The organism is Photobacterium panuliri (assembly GCF_059920555.1).
This window is the reverse complement of record NZ_CP197192.1, coordinates 2,682,366-2,700,121: the sequence shown is the minus strand read 5'-3', so window position 1 is coordinate 2,700,121 and position 17,756 is coordinate 2,682,366. Positions and strand designations below refer to the sequence as shown.

Annotated in this window: 18 protein-coding genes; 12 read left to right on the top strand and 6 right to left on the bottom strand. The window is 48.6% G+C overall.

Going from position 1 to position 17,756, the window contains the following annotated elements:
* Positions 1-83: 83 nt before the first annotated feature.
* The 10 genes from fabD (at position 84) to ptsG (ending at position 9,886) form a co-directional block, all read left to right on the top strand.
* The gene (gene fabD / locus ACSF8X_RS12330; RefSeq protein ID WP_047877141.1) at positions 84-1,007 is read left to right on the top strand and encodes an ACP S-malonyltransferase; all 924 of its coding nucleotides are present in this window, start codon (positions 84-86) and stop codon (positions 1,005-1,007) included.
* A 70-nt stretch (positions 1,008-1,077) separates the two neighbouring features.
* Positions 1,078-1,812 (top strand): 3-oxoacyl-ACP reductase FabG, encoded by a 735-nt coding sequence (fabG, locus tag ACSF8X_RS12325; protein ID WP_500850112.1) that lies wholly within the window; start codon positions 1,078-1,080, stop codon positions 1,810-1,812.
* Between the two features lie 157 nt (positions 1,813-1,969).
* Entirely contained in the window at positions 1,970-2,206 is a 237-nt protein-coding gene (gene acpP / locus ACSF8X_RS12320; protein WP_007467184.1) for an acyl carrier protein, read from the top strand.
* An 85-nt stretch (positions 2,207-2,291) separates the two neighbouring features.
* On the top strand, positions 2,292-3,533 hold the full coding sequence (fabF, locus tag ACSF8X_RS12315; protein WP_047877139.1) for a beta-ketoacyl-ACP synthase II: 1,242 nt from the start codon (positions 2,292-2,294) through the stop codon (positions 3,531-3,533).
* Between the two features lie 179 nt (positions 3,534-3,712).
* Positions 3,713-4,549 carry an aminodeoxychorismate lyase gene (gene pabC / locus ACSF8X_RS12310; RefSeq protein ID WP_047877138.1) on the top strand — a complete coding sequence of 279 codons (837 nt, stop codon included), beginning with the start codon at positions 3,713-3,715 and terminating at the stop codon, positions 4,547-4,549.
* The gene (mltG, locus tag ACSF8X_RS12305) at positions 4,543-5,553 is read left to right on the top strand and encodes an endolytic transglycosylase MltG (RefSeq protein ID WP_500850111.1); all 1,011 of its coding nucleotides are present in this window, start codon (positions 4,543-4,545) and stop codon (positions 5,551-5,553) included. The genes pabC and mltG overlap by 7 nt, the downstream gene beginning before the upstream one ends.
* A gap of 1 nt (position 5,554) precedes the next feature.
* Positions 5,555-6,184, top strand: coding sequence for a dTMP kinase (gene tmk, locus ACSF8X_RS12300; RefSeq protein WP_047877136.1), 630 nt, complete (start codon positions 5,555-5,557; stop codon positions 6,182-6,184).
* Positions 6,184-7,155 (top strand): DNA polymerase III subunit delta', encoded by a 972-nt coding sequence (gene holB, locus ACSF8X_RS12295; RefSeq protein WP_500850110.1) that lies wholly within the window; start codon positions 6,184-6,186, stop codon positions 7,153-7,155. The genes tmk and holB overlap by 1 nt, the downstream gene beginning before the upstream one ends.
* 66 nt (positions 7,156-7,221) lie before the next feature.
* Entirely contained in the window at positions 7,222-8,001 is a 780-nt protein-coding gene (locus tag ACSF8X_RS12290; RefSeq protein WP_047877134.1) for a TatD family hydrolase, read from the top strand.
* 454 nt (positions 8,002-8,455) lie between these two features.
* A complete protein-coding gene (ptsG, locus tag ACSF8X_RS12285) occupies positions 8,456-9,886 on the top strand; it encodes a PTS glucose transporter subunit IIBC (RefSeq protein ID WP_047877133.1) in 1,431 nt (476 codons plus the stop codon).
* 499 nt (positions 9,887-10,385) lie between these two features.
* Here the strand turns inward: ptsG and ACSF8X_RS12280 are convergent, their stop codons facing one another.
* The 3 genes from ACSF8X_RS12280 to ACSF8X_RS12270 all read right to left on the bottom strand — a co-directional run bounded on the left by ACSF8X_RS12280 (position 10,386) and on the right by ACSF8X_RS12270 (position 13,162).
* Positions 10,386-11,285, bottom strand: a complete 900-nt coding sequence (locus tag ACSF8X_RS12280; RefSeq protein WP_500850109.1) for a LysO family transporter — start codon at positions 11,283-11,285, stop codon at positions 10,386-10,388.
* A gap of 244 nt (positions 11,286-11,529) precedes the next feature.
* Entirely contained in the window at positions 11,530-12,453 is a 924-nt protein-coding gene (locus ACSF8X_RS12275; protein WP_047877131.1) for an HDOD domain-containing protein, read from the bottom strand.
* A 115-nt stretch (positions 12,454-12,568) separates the two neighbouring features.
* Positions 12,569-13,162 (bottom strand): LON peptidase substrate-binding domain-containing protein, encoded by a 594-nt coding sequence (locus ACSF8X_RS12270; protein WP_500850108.1) that lies wholly within the window; start codon positions 13,160-13,162, stop codon positions 12,569-12,571.
* A gap of 252 nt (positions 13,163-13,414) precedes the next feature.
* Here ACSF8X_RS12270 and ACSF8X_RS12265 point away from each other — a divergent pair, with 252 nt between their 5' ends.
* Positions 13,415-14,002 carry a TfoX/Sxy family DNA transformation protein gene (locus tag ACSF8X_RS12265; protein WP_047877129.1) on the top strand — a complete coding sequence of 196 codons (588 nt, stop codon included), beginning with the start codon at positions 13,415-13,417 and terminating at the stop codon, positions 14,000-14,002.
* 145 nt (positions 14,003-14,147) lie between these two features.
* Complete coding sequence (gene dsdC / locus ACSF8X_RS12260) at positions 14,148-15,062, top strand: DNA-binding transcriptional regulator DsdC (protein ID WP_500850107.1); 915 nt, start codon at positions 14,148-14,150, stop codon at positions 15,060-15,062.
* Positions 15,063-15,135: 73 nt separating this feature from the next.
* Here dsdC and ACSF8X_RS12255 read toward each other — a convergent pair whose 3' ends face one another.
* The 3 genes from ACSF8X_RS12255 to ACSF8X_RS12245 all read right to left on the bottom strand — a co-directional run bounded on the left by ACSF8X_RS12255 (position 15,136) and on the right by ACSF8X_RS12245 (position 17,753).
* A complete protein-coding gene (locus tag ACSF8X_RS12255; protein ID WP_047877127.1) occupies positions 15,136-15,684 on the bottom strand; it encodes a hypothetical protein in 549 nt (182 codons plus the stop codon).
* Between the two features lie 376 nt (positions 15,685-16,060).
* Complete coding sequence (locus ACSF8X_RS12250; RefSeq protein ID WP_500850106.1) at positions 16,061-17,053, bottom strand: 2-hydroxyacid dehydrogenase; 993 nt, start codon at positions 17,051-17,053, stop codon at positions 16,061-16,063.
* A gap of 199 nt (positions 17,054-17,252) precedes the next feature.
* Positions 17,253-17,753, bottom strand: a complete 501-nt coding sequence (locus ACSF8X_RS12245) for a response regulator (RefSeq protein WP_047877125.1) — start codon at positions 17,751-17,753, stop codon at positions 17,253-17,255.
* Positions 17,754-17,756 lie beyond the last annotated feature (3 nt).

Below are 17,756 nucleotides of genomic sequence, written 5' to 3'. Positions count from 1 at the left end.
AATTTTATCATTGTGTTATTTGGGGAGTGTTATTGACTCCCCCTAAATCTGGCGGGTGCCAGAAACAGAATAAGGATTCTCGAATGTCTAAGTTCGCAGTTGTTTTCCCGGGTCAGGGTTCTCAGACAGTAGGTATGCTGGCTGAGCTGGCCGAGCAGTTTGACGTTGTTAAGCAGACTTTTGCTGAAGCGTCTGATGCCCTAGGCTACGACCTGTGGGCACTGGTACAAAATGGCCCAGTCGAAGATCTGAACCAAACTCACCGTACCCAGCCTGCACTACTGACTTCTTCAGTGGCGATTTGGCGTGTATGGCAAGAGCAGGGCGGCGCTCAGCCAGCGGTTCTTGCTGGTCACAGCCTCGGTGAGTACTCAGCACTGGTTTGTGCTGGTGTGATTGATTTCAAAGAGGCTGTGAAGCTTGTTGAGCTTCGTGGTCAGCTGATGCAAGAAGCGGTTCCTGCCGGTGTTGGCGCAATGTCTGCCATTATCGGTTTGGACAACGACGCGATTGCCAAGGCGTGTGCGGAAGCTGCTCAGGATCAGGTTTGTTCGCCGGTTAACTTTAACTCACCTGGTCAGGTGGTTATCGCCGGTAACAAAGAAGCGGTAGAGCGTGCTAACGCGCTATGTAAGGAAGCGGGTGCCAAGCGTGCATTGCCGCTGCCGGTTTCTGTGCCATCTCACTGTGAGCTGATGAAGCCTGCTGCCGAGAAGCTAGCTGTTGCATTGGAAGCCATTGAGTTCAATGCGCCTGCGATCCCTGTGATCAACAACGCCGATGTGGCGACGGAGACTGATCCTGCTGCTATTAAGTTGGCACTGGTTAAGCAACTATACGGCCCAGTACGTTGGACTGAGTCTGTTGAGCGCATGGCTGGCGAGGGTATCGAATCTCTGCTTGAGTTTGGCCCGGGTAAAGTGCTGACTGGCCTGACCAAGCGTATCGAGCGCTCGCTGGGCGGTGCTGCAGTGAACGATCCTGCTAGCCTAGAAGCGGCAAAATAATAATGTGACCTGCTAGGGGAGCCACAAGGCATTCTGGCAGGGACTCCATACCCATTTGAGAGGAATAACAATGAGCCTGGAAGGTAAAATTGCTCTGGTAACGGGCGCTAGCCGTGGTATCGGCCGTGCGATTGCTGAAATTCTTGTTGAGCGTGGCGCAACCGTTATTGGTACTGCAACCTCTGAAAGCGGCGCTGAAGCGATCAGTGCATATCTTGGCGGCAACGGCAAGGGCTTGGCATTGAACGTGACTGACCCTGAGTCTGTCGAGTCAGTACTTAAGCAAATCAAAGAAGAATTCGGCGATATCGATATTCTGATTAACAATGCAGGTATTACTCGCGACAATCTGCTGATGCGCATGAAAGATGATGAGTGGCAGGATATCCTTGATACCAACCTGACCTCTGTATTCCGTTTGTCAAAAGCGGTACTGCGTTCCATGATGAAGAAGCGTTACGGCCGTATCATCAACATCGGCTCTGTTGTTGGTACAATGGGCAATGCTGGTCAGACTAACTATGCGGCTGCGAAAGCGGGCTTGGTTGGTTTTACCAAGTCGATGGCTCGTGAAGTGGCTTCTCGTGGTATTACTGTGAACACAGTAGCGCCTGGTTTCATTGAAACAGATATGACCAAAGCCCTAAATGACGATCAGCGTGCCGCGACATTGGCTAATGTTCCGGCTGGCCGTTTGGGTGATCCGCGTGAAATTGCAGCAGCTGTTGCTTTCTTAGCCTCTAATGATGCTGGTTATGTGACCGGTGAGACCCTACATGTCAATGGCGGCATGTATATGATTTAATCAAAAAAGTTGCATAACTTGCTGATGCAAGTCAAACTCAACTTGATTTAACGGTAAATCGTGGTTTGACCAGCGAGTTGAGTATTGCAACTTTTGCAGTATTGAATAAACTACAGCAAATCGCATTAGCGAATTCTTGTTTTAAGGAAATAGATTAATGAGCAACATCGAAGAACGCGTAAAGAAAATCATCGTTGAGCAACTAGGTGTAGACGAAGCAGAAGTTAAGAACGAAGCATCTTTCGTTGACGATCTAGGCGCAGACTCTCTAGATACAGTTGAACTAGTAATGGCTCTTGAAGAAGAATTCGACACTGAGATTCCTGACGAAGAAGCTGAAAAAATTACTACAGTTCAAGCTGCAATCGACTACGTTGTTGGCGCATCTGAGTAATTGACGAACTCCCTCCAGGCGGTCTCCATGACCGCCTGATTTCTTTTGCAATCTGTTTTATCCTCAAGTCCCGGAGAAATGAATCGTGTCTAAGCGTCGCGTTGTTGTTACTGGCATGGGTATGCTATCACCGGTAGGCAATACAGTTGAGTCTTCTTGGAATGCTCTACTTGCCGGCACCAGCGGTATCTGCACTATTGAACATTTTGATGCTAGCGCATTTGCTACCCGTTTTGCTGGATTGGTCAAAGACTTCAACTGTGAAGACTACATGTCCAAGAAAGATGCCCGTAAAATGGATCTATTTATCCAGTACGGTATCGCAGCAGGCGTACAAGCAATTAAAGACTCTGGTCTTGAAATTACTGAAGAGAACGGCCCGCGCGTAGGCGTGGCAATTGGTTCTGGTATTGGTGGTCTAGGTCTTATCGAGACAAACCATCAGGCACTTCTTGAAAAAGGCCCGCGCAAGATCAGCCCATTCTTTGTTCCGTCTACAATCGTGAACATGATCGCTGGTCACCTGTCTATCATGCACGGTATGCGTGGTCCGAATATTGCTATTTCGACTGCTTGTACAACGGGTCTGCACAATATTGGCCATGCCGCACGTATGATTGCATACGGCGATGCAGACGCCATGCTGGCCGGTGGTGCTGAAAAAGCATCAACTCCATTGGGTATGGGTGGTTTCGCTGCTGCGAAGGCACTGTCTACTCGCAATGATGACCCACAGGCGGCATCTCGCCCTTGGGACAAAGACCGCGATGGTTTCGTACTAGGCGATGGCGCCGGTATGATGATGCTTGAAGAATACGAGCATGCGAAAGCACGTGGTGCGAAAATTTATGCAGAAGTTGTTGGCTTTGGTATGAGTGGTGATGCTTATCACATGACTTCACCAAGTGCCGATGGTTCTGGTGGCGCACTGGCAATGGAAGCGGCTATCCGTGATGCGGGTATCAATGCTGACCAAATCGGCTATGTGAATGCTCACGGTACATCGACACCTGCTGGTGACGTTGCAGAAACACTTGGCATCAAGCGCGCAATGGGCGCGGCTGCCAGCAAGGTTATGGTTTCTTCTACTAAGTCTATGACCGGCCACCTATTGGGTGCTGCGGGTTCAGTTGAAGCGATCATCACAGCTCTGTCACTGTGCGAGCAGGCGGTACCGCCGACAATCAACCTGGATAACCCGGATGAAGGTTGTGATCTGGATTACGTTCCAGGCGAAGCACGCCAAGTGAAAAATATGGAATACGCACTGTGTAACTCGTTCGGTTTCGGTGGAACCAACGGCTCTTTGCTATTCAAGAAAATCTAATGGATAACCGGTTATCATAATCTTTTATGTGACCTGTTATGATAGACGGCCCAACGCATTGCGTTGGGCCGTTTTTTTATCTCTGTGCTATGTCTGAACACAGGCGGTGATAGGTCTTATTTTTTGCCGAGCTGGCCTCACTGGCTGGTCTTTCGCAAATGTCGCAAATAGGGTGGTGGATGATCCTAATCAATGGTGTGAAAGCGTCATCGGTCGCGGTGAGCGACAGGGCGATGCAATATGGTGATGGGTGTTTCACCACGATGCTGGTGGAACAAGGCAAGGTTCGATTATGGCCGTATCATTTGGCGCGTTTGCAGACTGCTCTGGAAAGGCTGGCGATTAGCGCTCCTGATTGGGGGGCACTAACGGAGAGTGTCCATCAGTTGGCTGCCGATCTGTGCCCTCCGCAAGAGGCGGTTAATAGCAGTAGTAAAGCGGGTATCAAAATTCTTATCAGCCGTGGCAGTGGTGGGCGTGGTTACAGCGCAGCTGGTTGCAACGATACGCAGGTGGTGATTTCGACGTTTGCGTGGCCTGCCCATTATACTCAATGGCAACATGATGGAATTGCACTGGGGGTGTGTCGGCAGTCATTGGCTAAAGCGCCGATGCTGGCCGGATTAAAGCACCTCAACCGTTTGGAGCAGGTAATGCTTAAGCGTGAGGTAGAACAGCATGGCTGGGTCGATGCCCTAGTGTGTGATGTGGACGGGTATGTAGTGGAAACCGTCGCCTCGAATATTTTTTGGCGCAAAGGTGATCAGGTGTATTCGCCGGCGCTTGATACGTCGGGCGTTGAAGGAGTAATGCGCCGCCATGTTATCGAATTGCTGGAGGCAATGGGGTATCATACGCGGCTGGTTAAAGCGCCGATTGAAACCGTATTAGCGGCCGATGAGGTGTTTATTACCAATGCCCTGATGGCCTTGGTGCCGATTAATGAAATCAATGGAATATCTTTTCGCGAGCGCAGTGCGCTGGTTGAGCTGAACAAGAGGTTGTATACGTGCTAAAGAAGTTGGTGATCCTAGTCGTCTTGCTGGGGGTTATGGCGGCCGGAGCGTTGGGCTGGTCATATCAGCAAGTCAAATCATCACTGAATGACCCGGTTGCGAACAGCGAACCGGTTTTGTTGGCGGTCAAGTCAGGTACCTCGTTTCGGGGGCTGCTGGCTCAATTAGACAGCGATGATATCATACCCGTATCACCTTGGACGCGTTGGATTCCCAAGTTGGAGCCTCAGTTGACCCGTCTGAAAAGTGGTACTTATCTTGTTGCACCTGGAATGACGCTGCGCGATGTATTGGCGCTGGTGGCATCTGGTCGGGAACACCAGTTCTCTATTACCTTGGTTGAAGGTGACCGCTTCACTGACTGGCGCGCGCAGCTTGCCGAGGCCCCGTTTATTACTCACGCCAGTGAAGGGATGAGTGAGGCCGAGGTCGCTAAGGCAATCGGTGCCAATGTGAATAAGCTAGAAGGCTACCTGCTGCCTGAAACCTACCACTACACGGCGGGAACCAGTGATCTGGATGTGTTGCGCCGGGCCTACCGTGATATGGCAGAGCTGCTTGATAGCGCTTGGAAGAGCCGAGATCAGTCGATTCCGCTCAAGACGCCTTACGAGGCATTGATCATGGCGTCTATTATCGAAAAAGAAACCGCCGTGGACGGTGAGCGCGGGGTGGTATCATCTGTATTCATGAACCGTTTGGACAAGGGGATGCGCCTGCAAACCGATCCTACGGTGATTTACGGTATGGGTGACAAGTACGATGGCAATATTCGTAAGCGCGATTTGCGTACACCGACCCCATACAACACCTATACCATTTTCGGTTTGCCGCCAACGCCGATTGCCATGCCGAGCAAGGCTTCTGTGCTGGCTGCGGTGAAGCCTGATCAGAGCAGCTACTTTTACTTTGTTGCCGATGGCAAGGGTGGCCATACTTTTTCACGTACACTGGCTGAGCATAATCGTGCCGTTCGGGTGTACCTAAAATCGCTAAGAAAATAAGATGACTGGTAAATTTATTGTAATTGAAGGGCTTGAAGGGGCAGGGAAAAGCACGGCTATCAAGCAGGTGACCGAGGAGCTGCTACTTCACGGTATTGAAAATATTACGGCGACCCGTGAGCCGGGAGGAACACCTCTGGCTGAGCAGATGCGTACTTTGGTCAAAGAAGGCCATCCCGATGAGCCGTTAACCGATATGGCTGAGTTGCTGCTACTGTACGCGGCACGATCGCAACTGGTGGAAAACGTGATTAAGCCGGCCCTGGCGCGTGATAGCTGGGTGGTTGGCGACCGTCATGACATGTCGTCACAGGCCTATCAGGGCGGTGGCCGGGGCTTTGACAAGCAAGTAATGGCGAGCCTGCGTGATACGGTGTTAGGTGATTTTCGACCGGACTTAACTATTTATATGGACATCGACCCAGTGCTAGGTCTCGAGCGTGCCCGCGGCCGCGGTGAGCTGGACCGTATCGAGCAGATGAATATTGATTTTTTCCACCGTGCCCGTGCCCGTTTTCTTGAATTGTCCGAGGCTGATCCAAGCGTGGTGATCGTTGACGCTGGGCAATCGCTGGAAGCCGTCACTGCTGACGTGCGTCAGGCCGTCAAGCAATGGTTGGAGCAGCAATAATGCTGTATCCGTGGCAAGAATCCTTATGGCAACAATGGCAGCAGCTTTTGGATCAAGAGCGCCTGCACCACGCGATTTTGTTGCTTGCCCCGGCAGGCAGCGGCCGAGAGGCCCTAGCCCAGCAATTGTCAAAAACCTTGCTGTGTAGCAATGGTATTACCGAACCATGCGGGGTCTGTCATAGTTGCCGACTTTTCGAGGCAGGCAATCACCCTGATTACCATCAAGTCGCCCCCGAGCAAGCCGGTAAACAGATTGGCGTTGATACCATCCGTAAATGCACCCGTCTGGCTGTGGAAACCTCCCAGTTAGGGGGGCAGCGGATCATGCAAATTGATTTTGCCGATGCGATGGGGGAGGCGGCTGCCAATGCCTTGTTGAAAACCTTGGAAGAACCGTCAGCCGGATGCCAGTTTATACTGATGGCCGAGTCGTTGGACAAATTGTTGCCGACGATTAACAGTCGTTGTAACAAATGGCGTTTGGCTATGCCTGATGAACAGGATACCCGCCGTTGGGTCGGCCGGCAGTTGATGCAGGATGTTAAGCTTGAAATTGTGCGGATCAATGGTTGCGCGCCATTGGCAACGCAAGCGTTTATCGAGCAAGGGCAGGATATTCGTTACGGTAATTTGCTGTCAGCTTTTGCGGCTTTTTTGCAGCCGCCTCATTTGGGATTGCAAGAACTGGTGGGTATGTTTGCCAAAGAGGGGCATCATAGCCTGTCATGGGTCAGCTACTTTTTGGTGGATTGCCTGAAACTCCAGCAAGGGGCCGGTTCTTTCTTGGTACATAGCGAGTCGCTGCCGCTTGTTCAGCAGGCTGCGGCGGCTGTGACATCCCCTTTGTTGATGAATCAGATCCGCAAGGCAAATGCTTTGCATCGTCAATTGGATACCCATACCGGCTTGAATACCGAGCTGTTGATCATGGATTGGCTGATGGGGTTTATGCCCCAGCCGAAGTTGTAAAGCCAATCGTTAAACTGTACTGAACACCGTGAAATCGGTGTCGATTGAAAAACCGAGGATGTTAACGTGTTAGTTGATTCACATTGTCACCTGGATAAATTGGATTATGAACAGCTGCATACAGGGATCGATGATGTACTGGCTAAGGCGAAGGCCCGTGGTGTCGAATATTTCTTGTCTGTAGGGGTGACCTTAAAGAGCTTTCCGTCAATGATGGCGATGATTGAGCCGCATGAAAACGTATTTGCGTCATGCGGCGTTCACCCGCTCGATATCGAGGAAGGTTTTGATTTTGAGCTGCTGAAGCAGTATGCCCAGCATGATCGCGTTGTGGCGATCGGTGAGACGGGGCTTGATTATCATTACCAGCCCGAATTGGCCGAGCAGCAAAAAGAGATTTTCCGCCAGCAGGTGCGTTTGGCGGTAGAGCTCAATAAACCGCTGATCATCCATACCCGAATGGCTCGCGAGGATACCCTGCAAATCTTGCGTGAAGAAGGTGCAGAGAAATGTGGTGGCGTGTTGCATTGCTTCACCGAGAGCTTGGAAATGGCTCAGGCAGCAATGGAGCTGGGGTTCTACATTTCAATTTCAGGTATCGTTACGTTCAACAAGGCGAGTGAGTTGAAAAATGTGGTTAGCAAAGTGCCATTAGAGCGTTTGTTGATTGAGACTGACTCCCCGTATTTGGCGCCAGTGCCTTACCGCGGCAAGCAGAACCAGCCAGCTTATGTGCGTGAAGTTGCTGATTATATTGCCTTGCTTAAAGGCGTTTCGGTGCAGGAGGTTGAACAAGCGACCACTGAGAACTTCTTTAGGCTTTTTTCGCAGGCCAAACAAAAATAAGTACAAAAAAGGAGCGAAAGCTCCTTTTTTTTATCAACTTGATTATTTATCCCTCTGCCTAAATATCCATATCAACTTTTTCTGCAATGTAAAAATAAAAAACATAATAAAAAGTTGAATTCTAATTTTGTAACGTTAAGTAACGTTGCTTACAGTAATGTAAGATAATTACACGTTATTCACTGGCTAGTTGCTTAGATTAAAACCCATCTTATTCAATTGCTTAGGTGTGTTTCTGGCGGTGTTTAATACAAAAGTCAATTGTGATCTATATTGAAATTTGAAATTTTATTTCACTCGCTATTGGTAATTTTGATAGCCATCAAGTTATATTTAGCCCCGCATCTTATACTTATGCTGTATTAAAACGGTTGGTATCGGCAACAGGCTACGGGGGTAGGTCGTTGATACTGACAATATAAATCTAATTATATCTCTCACTCAGGAGCTGATTATGTTCAAGAACCTTTTTGCAAACCTGCAAAAAGTCGGTAAGGCGCTGATGTTGCCTGTATCGGTTTTGCCGGTAGCCGGTATTCTATTGGGGGTTGGTGCTGCTAACTTTAGCTTCCTCCCTGACGTAGTTTCTCACCTAATGGAGCAAGCTGGTGGCTCTGTTTTCGGTCAAATGGCTCTGCTATTTGCGGTAGGTACAGCACTTGGCTTTACTAAGAATGACGGTGTAGCGGGTCTTGCAGCCGTTGTTGGTTACGGCATCATGGTTGCTACGCTAAAAGTAATGGCAACCGTAATGGGCGTTGATGGCATCGAGACAGGCGTTCTTGGTGGTATCCTTGCTGGTGGTATCGCGGGTTGGGCATTTAACAAGTTCTACCGTATTCAGCTTCCAGAATACCTAGGCTTCTTCGCTGGTAAGCGTGCTGTGCCAATCGTAACGGGTTTCGCATCTATCGCACTAGGTCTAATCCTGTCTGTTGTATGGCCTCCAATCGGTAGCGCAATTGCAGCATTCTCTGACTGGGCTGCACACCAGAACCCTGTAGCTGCATTCGGTATCTACGGTGTTATTGAACGTTCTCTAATTCCTTTTGGTCTTCACCATATCTGGAACGTACCGTTCTTCTACGAAGCTGGTTCTTGTGTGAACAATGCTGGTGAGCACGTAAACGGTATCATGACTTGTTTCCTAACTGCTGATGACGCTTCTCGCGCAGCGGGTAATGGTTTCGGTCAGCTTGCGGGTGGTTACCTATTCAAGATGTTCGGTCTTCCTGCTGCTGCAATCGCGATTGCTCACTCAGCAAAACCTGAGAACCGTGCAAAAGTAATGGGTATCATGGCATCAGCTGCGTTGACGTCTTTCCTAACAGGTATCACTGAGCCAATCGAGTTCGCATTCCTATTCGTAGCGCCTGTTCTGTACGCTATCCACGCTGTACTGGCTGGTGTGGCATACATGCTGACTAACGCACTGGGTATCGTTCACGGTCACACATTCTCGAATGGTTTCATTGACTTTATCGTACAGTCTCCACGCGCTGAAAACATGCTTCTGCTTGTTGGCCTAGGTCTTGTTTACGCTGTTGTTTACTACGTGGTATTCCGCGCAGTTATCAAAGCGATGAACCTGAAGACTCCTGGTCGTGAAGAAGAAGATAAGAACGCAGGCGCAGCCGTTGAAGGTTCTGAGCTAGCGAAAAACCTAGTAATGGCATTCGGTGGTAAAGACAACATCACTGGTCTTGACGCTTGTATCACTCGTCTACGTGTATCAGTAGCCGACGTTGAGAAAGTTGACCAGTCTGGTCTGAAGCAACTAGGTGCAGCAGGTGTTGTTGTCGCGGGTAGCGGTGTACAGGCTATCTTCGGTACTAAGTCTGACAACCTGAAATCTGACATGGATGAGTGGATTCGTAACAACTAATACGAATTACTGAACTGTGTTATCAAAGGGGGAGCTTCGGCTCCCCCTTTTTGCGTTAGGGCGATACGGAGAAATGATCGGTCAGCCAAGTTACAGTGCACGCTGAGGTGAATATGGCAAAGAGTGTAAGTTCCTTGTATAGATCACCAGAGACTGATTAAAGGCTGTGTCGGGAATCCTATGACGTATTTGAGCGACTCCCAACGCTTATCCGAAGAGCAGTGTTCGATGCTGGGCGTGTCGGGGATTCCAACTCTTTGTCTCGATAGAGTAATGGCCTTGTTAGAGAAGCGGTCTTGATAGATAGGTGCTCTTGATAGATAGGTGCTATTGGAAGATGGCGTATACAGAGCGAGCTCAGTGCGTTCAATTGGGGGGAGGAATCGGAAGAAAAAGGCTGTTCGGTATCACTGTAGTAAGTATGGTTAGTGATGCTTAGTAGCCAGATATGCTCGCTGATACGAGCATATCTGGCACTGGTATCGCCCACCTGCTGGCGTTACAGCGAAAGGAAAAACAAGATAAGTACCGGTACTAGCAAGCTAAGGATAAACCCACTGACAATGGCGATAGGCACACAGCGGATACCGCCACAGCTTTGGATGATCGGTAGGGTGAAGTCCATAGCAGTGGCTCCGGCATAGCCGATAGCGGTGCTGGGGTAGCGTGCAATGATCATCGGGATCAGGCTCAATGCAATGAGCTCGCGCATTAATTCGTTGAGGAAAGCCACCCCGCCCATCACAGGGCCGAGACTGTCACCAATCAGAATACCGGCCAACGAGTACCAGCCAAAGCCGGAAGCCATCGCTAGACCGTGTTGGTAAGGCAGGTCAAGCAGCCAAGCGGCAATGAGGCCGCCAGGTAGCGATGTCGTAACAATTGTCAAAGCAATGAGCATCCCTTTCTTGTTGAGCAGGATTTGCTTTAGGGTCATACCGCTGTTTCGCAGCTGTATCCCGATCATGAACAGCAGGAGTAGCAAAATGGCTTCGCTGGCCTTGTCGACCCATCCAAGATCGATGCCCGCGATCAGACCGACAACAAGGCCGCCAGCAACGACGAAAATGAGTTTGACTGATTCCATCATCATGGTGAGGAAGGGGAGCTTTTGGTTTTGTTGAGCGGTTTCTGTTGGTAGTAGCTTGTCTAAAAGTGGCAGAGCCAGCAAATTACAGCCACTGATCAGCGAGAAGAAGACCAAGGTGTAAATTACAATCTGATTGAGATTCTGGCCAATATTATCAAGCCCCGCCAGACTCAATCCCATTAAGGCCAAGATAACCAGTACTAAGCGGCTGGTTTGGGTATTGATAAAATTCAGTACCGAGGGTTTATTTATCGGGATCAGATAGCCGATCACCAGCGGGAGGAAAATATAGAGCATGCCTGAAAACATAATCATCCTTAAACAGCGTTACCGCGGTATATGTCCTGTTACCTTGCTGTCTTACCTAGGGTGAGACTACCTATTGTATATGTGGTGCGTATATAGGGCGTGCCCGTGCACAGAGTGACTCCGGCACGGTGGTCTTGCATTCTCGATGGCTCGTTGTGACGAGCATCTTGAGGGGTCTTGAGTCTATAGTGTTTATCGCAGATTCTATCGGTGTGTCAATCTTCTGTTGGTCGATACGGTATGATCAGAGTTCTCCTGTTTTAAATACTGCCTTGAGGTGCTGATTGAATACGTCATCGGGAAGGTTAGTCAGATCGTACATAACCTCCGCGGCTGCCAGATCCATTTCGACATGGTGCTCTTCGATGGCCTCATCGTTGTTTTTGTACATCAGCAGATGGTGAGCCATTCGTGCGGTGTCAAGATACAGGTGCTCGCATAGCGCAGAGCGGAACGGTACCGGCATATTGGACGCGACCTCTAGATAGTCATCGTCAAATCCCCAGTGCTGCAGAACCAGCAGGCTCGCCTGTTGGCAGCAGTGCTCGAAAACGTACTTTGCAATTTCGATATCGAGGAAATTACCGCTATCGAGATAGAGCTGGTATTCGTGGACAAGGCTAAATAGGCCGATATCGGCAAACAAGCCTGCCAGTAATGCCTTTTCCGGTTCGATGGCCTTGGGAAATTCATCATGTTTGGCCAGACCGGCCGCAATAAGCCCCATTGTTGCCGCGAGCTGACGAGAGCGGACAGCACTTTGCATTAGTAGCTGATTGCAATGCTGGCTAAAGTTATGCCGTGTTTTGAGGTCTTCGATAGCCTTGGCGGTGACAATATCCCTGACTCGAACAATACCAAGCCGGCCTACGGCGGTATGGATATCGTGGCAAATGACATTACGGCGATTAAACAGCATCGTATTGGAAATTTTCAGGATATAGGCTGCCATACCCGGATCTTCCAATAGGAGCGCGGCGACTTTATGAATCGTCGTATCGTCTCGGTTGCATAATTTATGCAATTGATTGAGAACTTTTGGCACCGGGGGTAAGGTCAGGCGATTTTTAGTTATCGCAGACTTAACCAAGGTGCAAAATTCGGATTCTAGCCCTTTAACAAGCTTATCGTGCTCAGGTTTGAGCCAAAAAAATGAAACATGAGACATGAGTAATAGATACATACTCTTACAGTAAGATGACGGGGCTAGTTTAACTAGTCATGAAGCGTAAAGGTAGTTCTATAAACAGTAAATTTTGTTAGATTTATTCAGAATTGGTTACTTATTCTTCGAAAAAAAGTCTATGAAGGAATCGGCATGTGAGTTTTGGACCATCTTGGGTAATTAGCAATTGTTTGTAATGAACCTCTAGCGGTAAGACCTCTATCCATCGTTGGCAGATCCAGCTGAGGTTCTGATAGTGGGGATCTGGGTACAAAGCACCGATTTCTGGCATGGTTTCAAAAAACAGCTGGAGTTTATCCGCTAACTCACAGTCTTCTTCTTCGACGGGGCTGGTTGGCCAGTTGGGATATTCCGTGTACTCAGCACTGAGTAAGTCGTCATATTCGACATGGATTTGGGTAAGACGAACTTTTTGAGTGCCTATGATCTGGAGTTTCAGGCCGCCATTATCATTTTGGTCGAAATCGGTAATAGTGCAGAGAGTCGCAATAGCCGGAATTTTGGCGATTTCGTTATTAATGGCCTCTTCGTTGAGCATGCATAAAGCAAAAGGACGTATTTGAGCCAGCGACATCTTCATCATTCTGATGTGCCGCTCTTCGACAATATTTATTTCGGTCTTCCCCTCTGGCAATAAATGACTGGCAGAAGGAAAGAGGGAAACTCTGTCACTTGCATTCTCTTTAGGCATATTTTCGCAAATATCGTGGATTTCTAAGATCAGTTTAGGTGATTTTGCTCCAGAATCTATTGCTCACATTAAGGTCGCTTTTGTCACAAAACGCTTAATTCGCAATCCATAATATGTCTGAAATCTCACTTTGGCATGTTCATTGTTTCATATGTAGCAATTATTTCCGGGGTGTGTCATTGTCAATTTGTTGACGCTTGGTGTTTGGCGTTACTGGAAAATCAACCAATAACGTTTAACAGGAGAAATATTGTGCATTTATTCAAGGAAGAGTTATTTAATTTTCTTCAAAAATTTGGTGAGTTTGACAAACGCTCGATGTTTGGCGGAACAGGTATTTTCCTGAACGGTGCCATGTATGCGATTATCACCGATAAGGCTATTTACCTTCGCGGTGGCGATGAGTTGGATCATCAACTGGTTGAGTTAGGCTGCGAGAAATTCAGGCATATCAAACGCAGTACAACGGCTGTCGTTAACTACTACGACATTACTACCTTGTACGTCAGTGATAAGGCTCTCTCATCAGATCTAATTAATCAATCAATTAATGTATCAGTCTTAGAAAAAGCTGATAAATTATCAGATAAAAGTAAAAGGATCAGGGACTTGCCAAATATGCGCCTAACATTGGAGCGCATGGTTAAAAAGGCCGGCATTCCTGATGTAAGCAGTTTCCTTTCATTGGGGGCTGCAGAGGTGTACCGCAAGGTTCGCCAAAGCCAAGGTAAAGATTTGGATGTAAAATTACTTTGGATGTTTGCAGGGGCGATTGACGGTTGTCATTGGTCTTTGCTTAAAGACGACGATAAGCAAAAGTTATTACGTGCTCTTGAATAAGAGGTAGCACATATTTTTTGCAGAGTATTAGGGTCTAAAACGTTTGGTGGAGATCAGCGTAATAGGCCCTAGCTCCGATCCTCTTGGTGGTGTTTTTGTTGTATGATCCCTCTCATAACTTACAGACCCACTTTCTGAACTTGCCATGCAATTACCTCGACTAACCGGCTCAATCCTTTCAGGACTCCACTGTTTTCTTATTGCAGCGGATCAAATGAGTTTTACCCGTGCTGCCGAAATTTTATGCCTGACACAAAGTGCGGTCAGTCATAAAATCAAAAACCTCGAAGAAGCTTTGGGGGTTACGCTTTTTATTCGTCAGCCAAGACGCTTGAGCCTGACGGATGATGGGAAGCGCCTCAAAGAGGTCGTTGCCCAGAATTTTGGCGATTTGGCCAATGAGCTGCGCGAGTTGCGTACCCAAGAACTTTGCGGCGATCTCAATATCTCGGTACCGCCGACATTCGCCCAGCGCTGGTTGTTGCCGCGCCTGAAGCGTTTTATTGATAAATACCCTTCTTTGCGTATTCATTTACGTACCCGCAACGAGCTGGTGGATTTCCAGACTGAGTCGTTTGACTGCGCAATCTACTTTGGTAACGGTAAGCACAGTGGTTTGCATGTGGTCAAGCTGATGGACGAGAGCATGATGCCGGTCTGCAGCCATGATTATGCGCAGCGTCATCATTTGTATGGCAATCCGGCAAATTTAACCGCTTGTATGCTGCTTCATGATGCCGCCCCTTGGGCCAAGGCCGGCCGCAATGACGAATGGCAGTACTGGGCACAGCAAAATGGGGTTTTGCTGCCTGATGGGACCGGTTGTACCTTTGACCGTGCAGATTTGTCGCTGCAGGCGGCAGAGCGGGGGATTGGGGTGGCGATGGGGCGTGCTTCTTTTATCGCCGAGCAGCTCGAGAGCGGTCGTTTAGTCGCACCGTTTACCTTATCGGTGCCATCGCCTTTGACGTACTATTTGGTTTGCCGCAAGGAGATGGCGACGTCACCACGGATTAAGGCATTTATCGATTGGCTGGAAGAGATGAAAAAAGTGAGCTGATTTTGGTTTCCCATACAAAAACGCCCCGCGAATATCGCGGGGCGTTGAGTATTTGGATTTCGGTGCGCGTTAATTAGAACTTGAAGCGTGTTGTTACTAACATTTGATCGCCGTAGATTTCGTTGAATCGGCCTGTTACGCCAATTGAGAATAGCTCGGTGGCGTGGAAACGTGCGTAGACGTTACCGATAGTTTTTTCGTAGTCATCAATGTTCAGGTGGCCGATCTGGCCGCCGACTTCTAGCTGTGGACCCAACCATTGGCGAACGCCTAGGTTAACTTCCATACCGAGTCTGCCTGCTGAGGTATCAAAGCGGCCGCTGTCTTTGGCATTGCGTGCTTTCAGCTCACCGGTGATATCGGCCCAGTTATTGATAGGCGCATGGAAACCCACACCTAGTGCCGCGTCCCAGTCACTGTCGAACTCTGTATCAATGCTACCGATGATGTGTGCGTTAGGGTGGATTGATTTGCTAAAGCCCGCACCATAAGTCAGTGGGCTGATACCAATACGAGCCTCAGCATAATCGTAGCTGAAGTTGCTCATTGTTGATGATGTGTCAGCGTGGGCTGCAGAAATTGACGCTAGCATTAAGCTAGTCGCAAGAAGAATTTTACGCATCATAGAATCCATGAAGGTCTTAAAATAATGGGCGTATTTTACTGGACAATAGCCTATTAGCATAGAAATTTGCGGTCACTAGTGCTTTTTTGTGTGTAAAAAAGTTATTAGTGCATTCTTTTTTAATCCCTTTCACAGCAATGATAAGCAAGTTTTTAAATGTGATTCTTGGTTATACGGGGAAACATATCATGACAAATAAAGACAAAAACCGGTAAGGCCAAAGGGTCATATTTCTGCATTATCTCAAGCAGTGTCTTTGCAGAGGTGACCTCAAAAGCGTGCGGGATATGAGGGGGGAATAAGGCAGGTTGAGTACCTGCCTTATTGTTGAAAGATTGAAAGGTAGCCACTGATGGTGCGGCCTGTATGTGAATTACTTGATCAGCTCGTTACCAGAGGTCTTGCCTGCTTCGAACTGTGCAATATTGTTTAACGTTGTATCGGCAATATTACCCAATGCCTCTTCGGTCAGGAATGCTTGATGGCCGGTAAATAGTACGTTATGACAGGAAGACAAGCGGCGGAAGACATCATCGGTGATGACGTCGTTTGATTTGTCTTCGAAGAACAGGTCTTTTTCATTTTCGTAAACGTCGATCCCCAACGAACCAATTTTGCCCACTTTTAGGGCTTCAATCGCATCTTTGGAGTTGAGCAGCTCGCCACGGCTGGTATTGATGATCATCACCCCATCACGCATTTGCGCGAAGGCATTGGCGTTAAGCATGTGGAAGTTTTCCTGTGTCATTGGGCAGTGCAGGGTGATGACATCAGCCTGGCGGTAGATCTCTTCCAAGGAGGTATAGGTAACACCCAGTTCGATGGCCAGTGGATTTTCGAACGGGTCGAAGGCGAGGATATTCATGCCCAAACCTTTGAGGATCCGGATGGTTGCGATCCCGATTTTCCCGGTGCCGATAACGCCGACAGTACGTCCGTGGAAGTTGAAGCCCGTCAGCCCTTCAAGGGAGAAGTTGGCATCACGGGTACGCTGGTATGCTCGGTGGATTCGTCGGTTTAGGCTTAGCATCAAGCCAAGGGTATGTTCCGCAATGGCTTCCGGTGAGTAGGCGGGTACACGGACGACTTGGATACCTAGATCCTGTGCGGCATCAATATCCACCTTGTCAAAACCAGCACAACGCATGGCAACCAGACGTACATTACTGGCGGCGAGCTTTTCCAAGACTGAACGGCTGAGATCATCATTGACGAAGGCACAAACCGCATCGTAGCCGTGGGCCATTTTTGCTGTTTGTTCGGTCAAGCGGAAGTCGAAGAAATCAAGCTGGTGGCCATAGTGCTGGTTGATCAGCTCGAAGGATTTTTGGTCGTACTTTTTGGTACTGAAGACTGCAACTTTCATCGGTCACCTTTCCGGTTTGCCATCGGCGACACCGATATAAAGAGGCAATTTTCCATATGCCCCTGGACGGGCTGCCGCACGATAGTATCGTTGAATCATTTTAATTTGTGATCAAGATAACATTTTAACGGGCAAGCGGAAAGTTAATTGTGTGATAAATTGGGCTGGTCGGTTTTGTAAAAGCAGACCAGCCGAGCGGTTAGATATCTGACAACGAAAGCCGCCTGTCGCTTAATGCTTCCATGATTCGAGTGGTATCGAGAACTTGGATCCACGGCATTAAATCTTGCTCATTGTCGATGATGTAGCTTGTGAGTTGTTCGATGACAATCTGTTTGAGCTCATCGCCATTCCACGGCTTGGCGATATAGTAATCAAGGCTGGCATTGTTGACGGCTTTGACCGTTTCTTCAAGTCCGGCTTGGCCGGTAAGCAAAACCTTGCGGGCATGGGTAGTTTCGTCTTGCTGTTTTAGCTCGATCAGAAATTCGATGCCCGTTTCGCCCGGCATGATGTGGTCACACAGGATCAAGGCGAGAGGGATATGATCACCGATAGATTCCGCCAGTACCTCTTTGGCTTCGTCGACCGACTCGGCTGCTTCAATAATAAAATATTCCTCGAGGCTGCTGAGATCGTTGATGACACTGTCGAGGACCTCCCGCTCATCGTCCACGCATAGGATCAGATATTTGTTCATCGG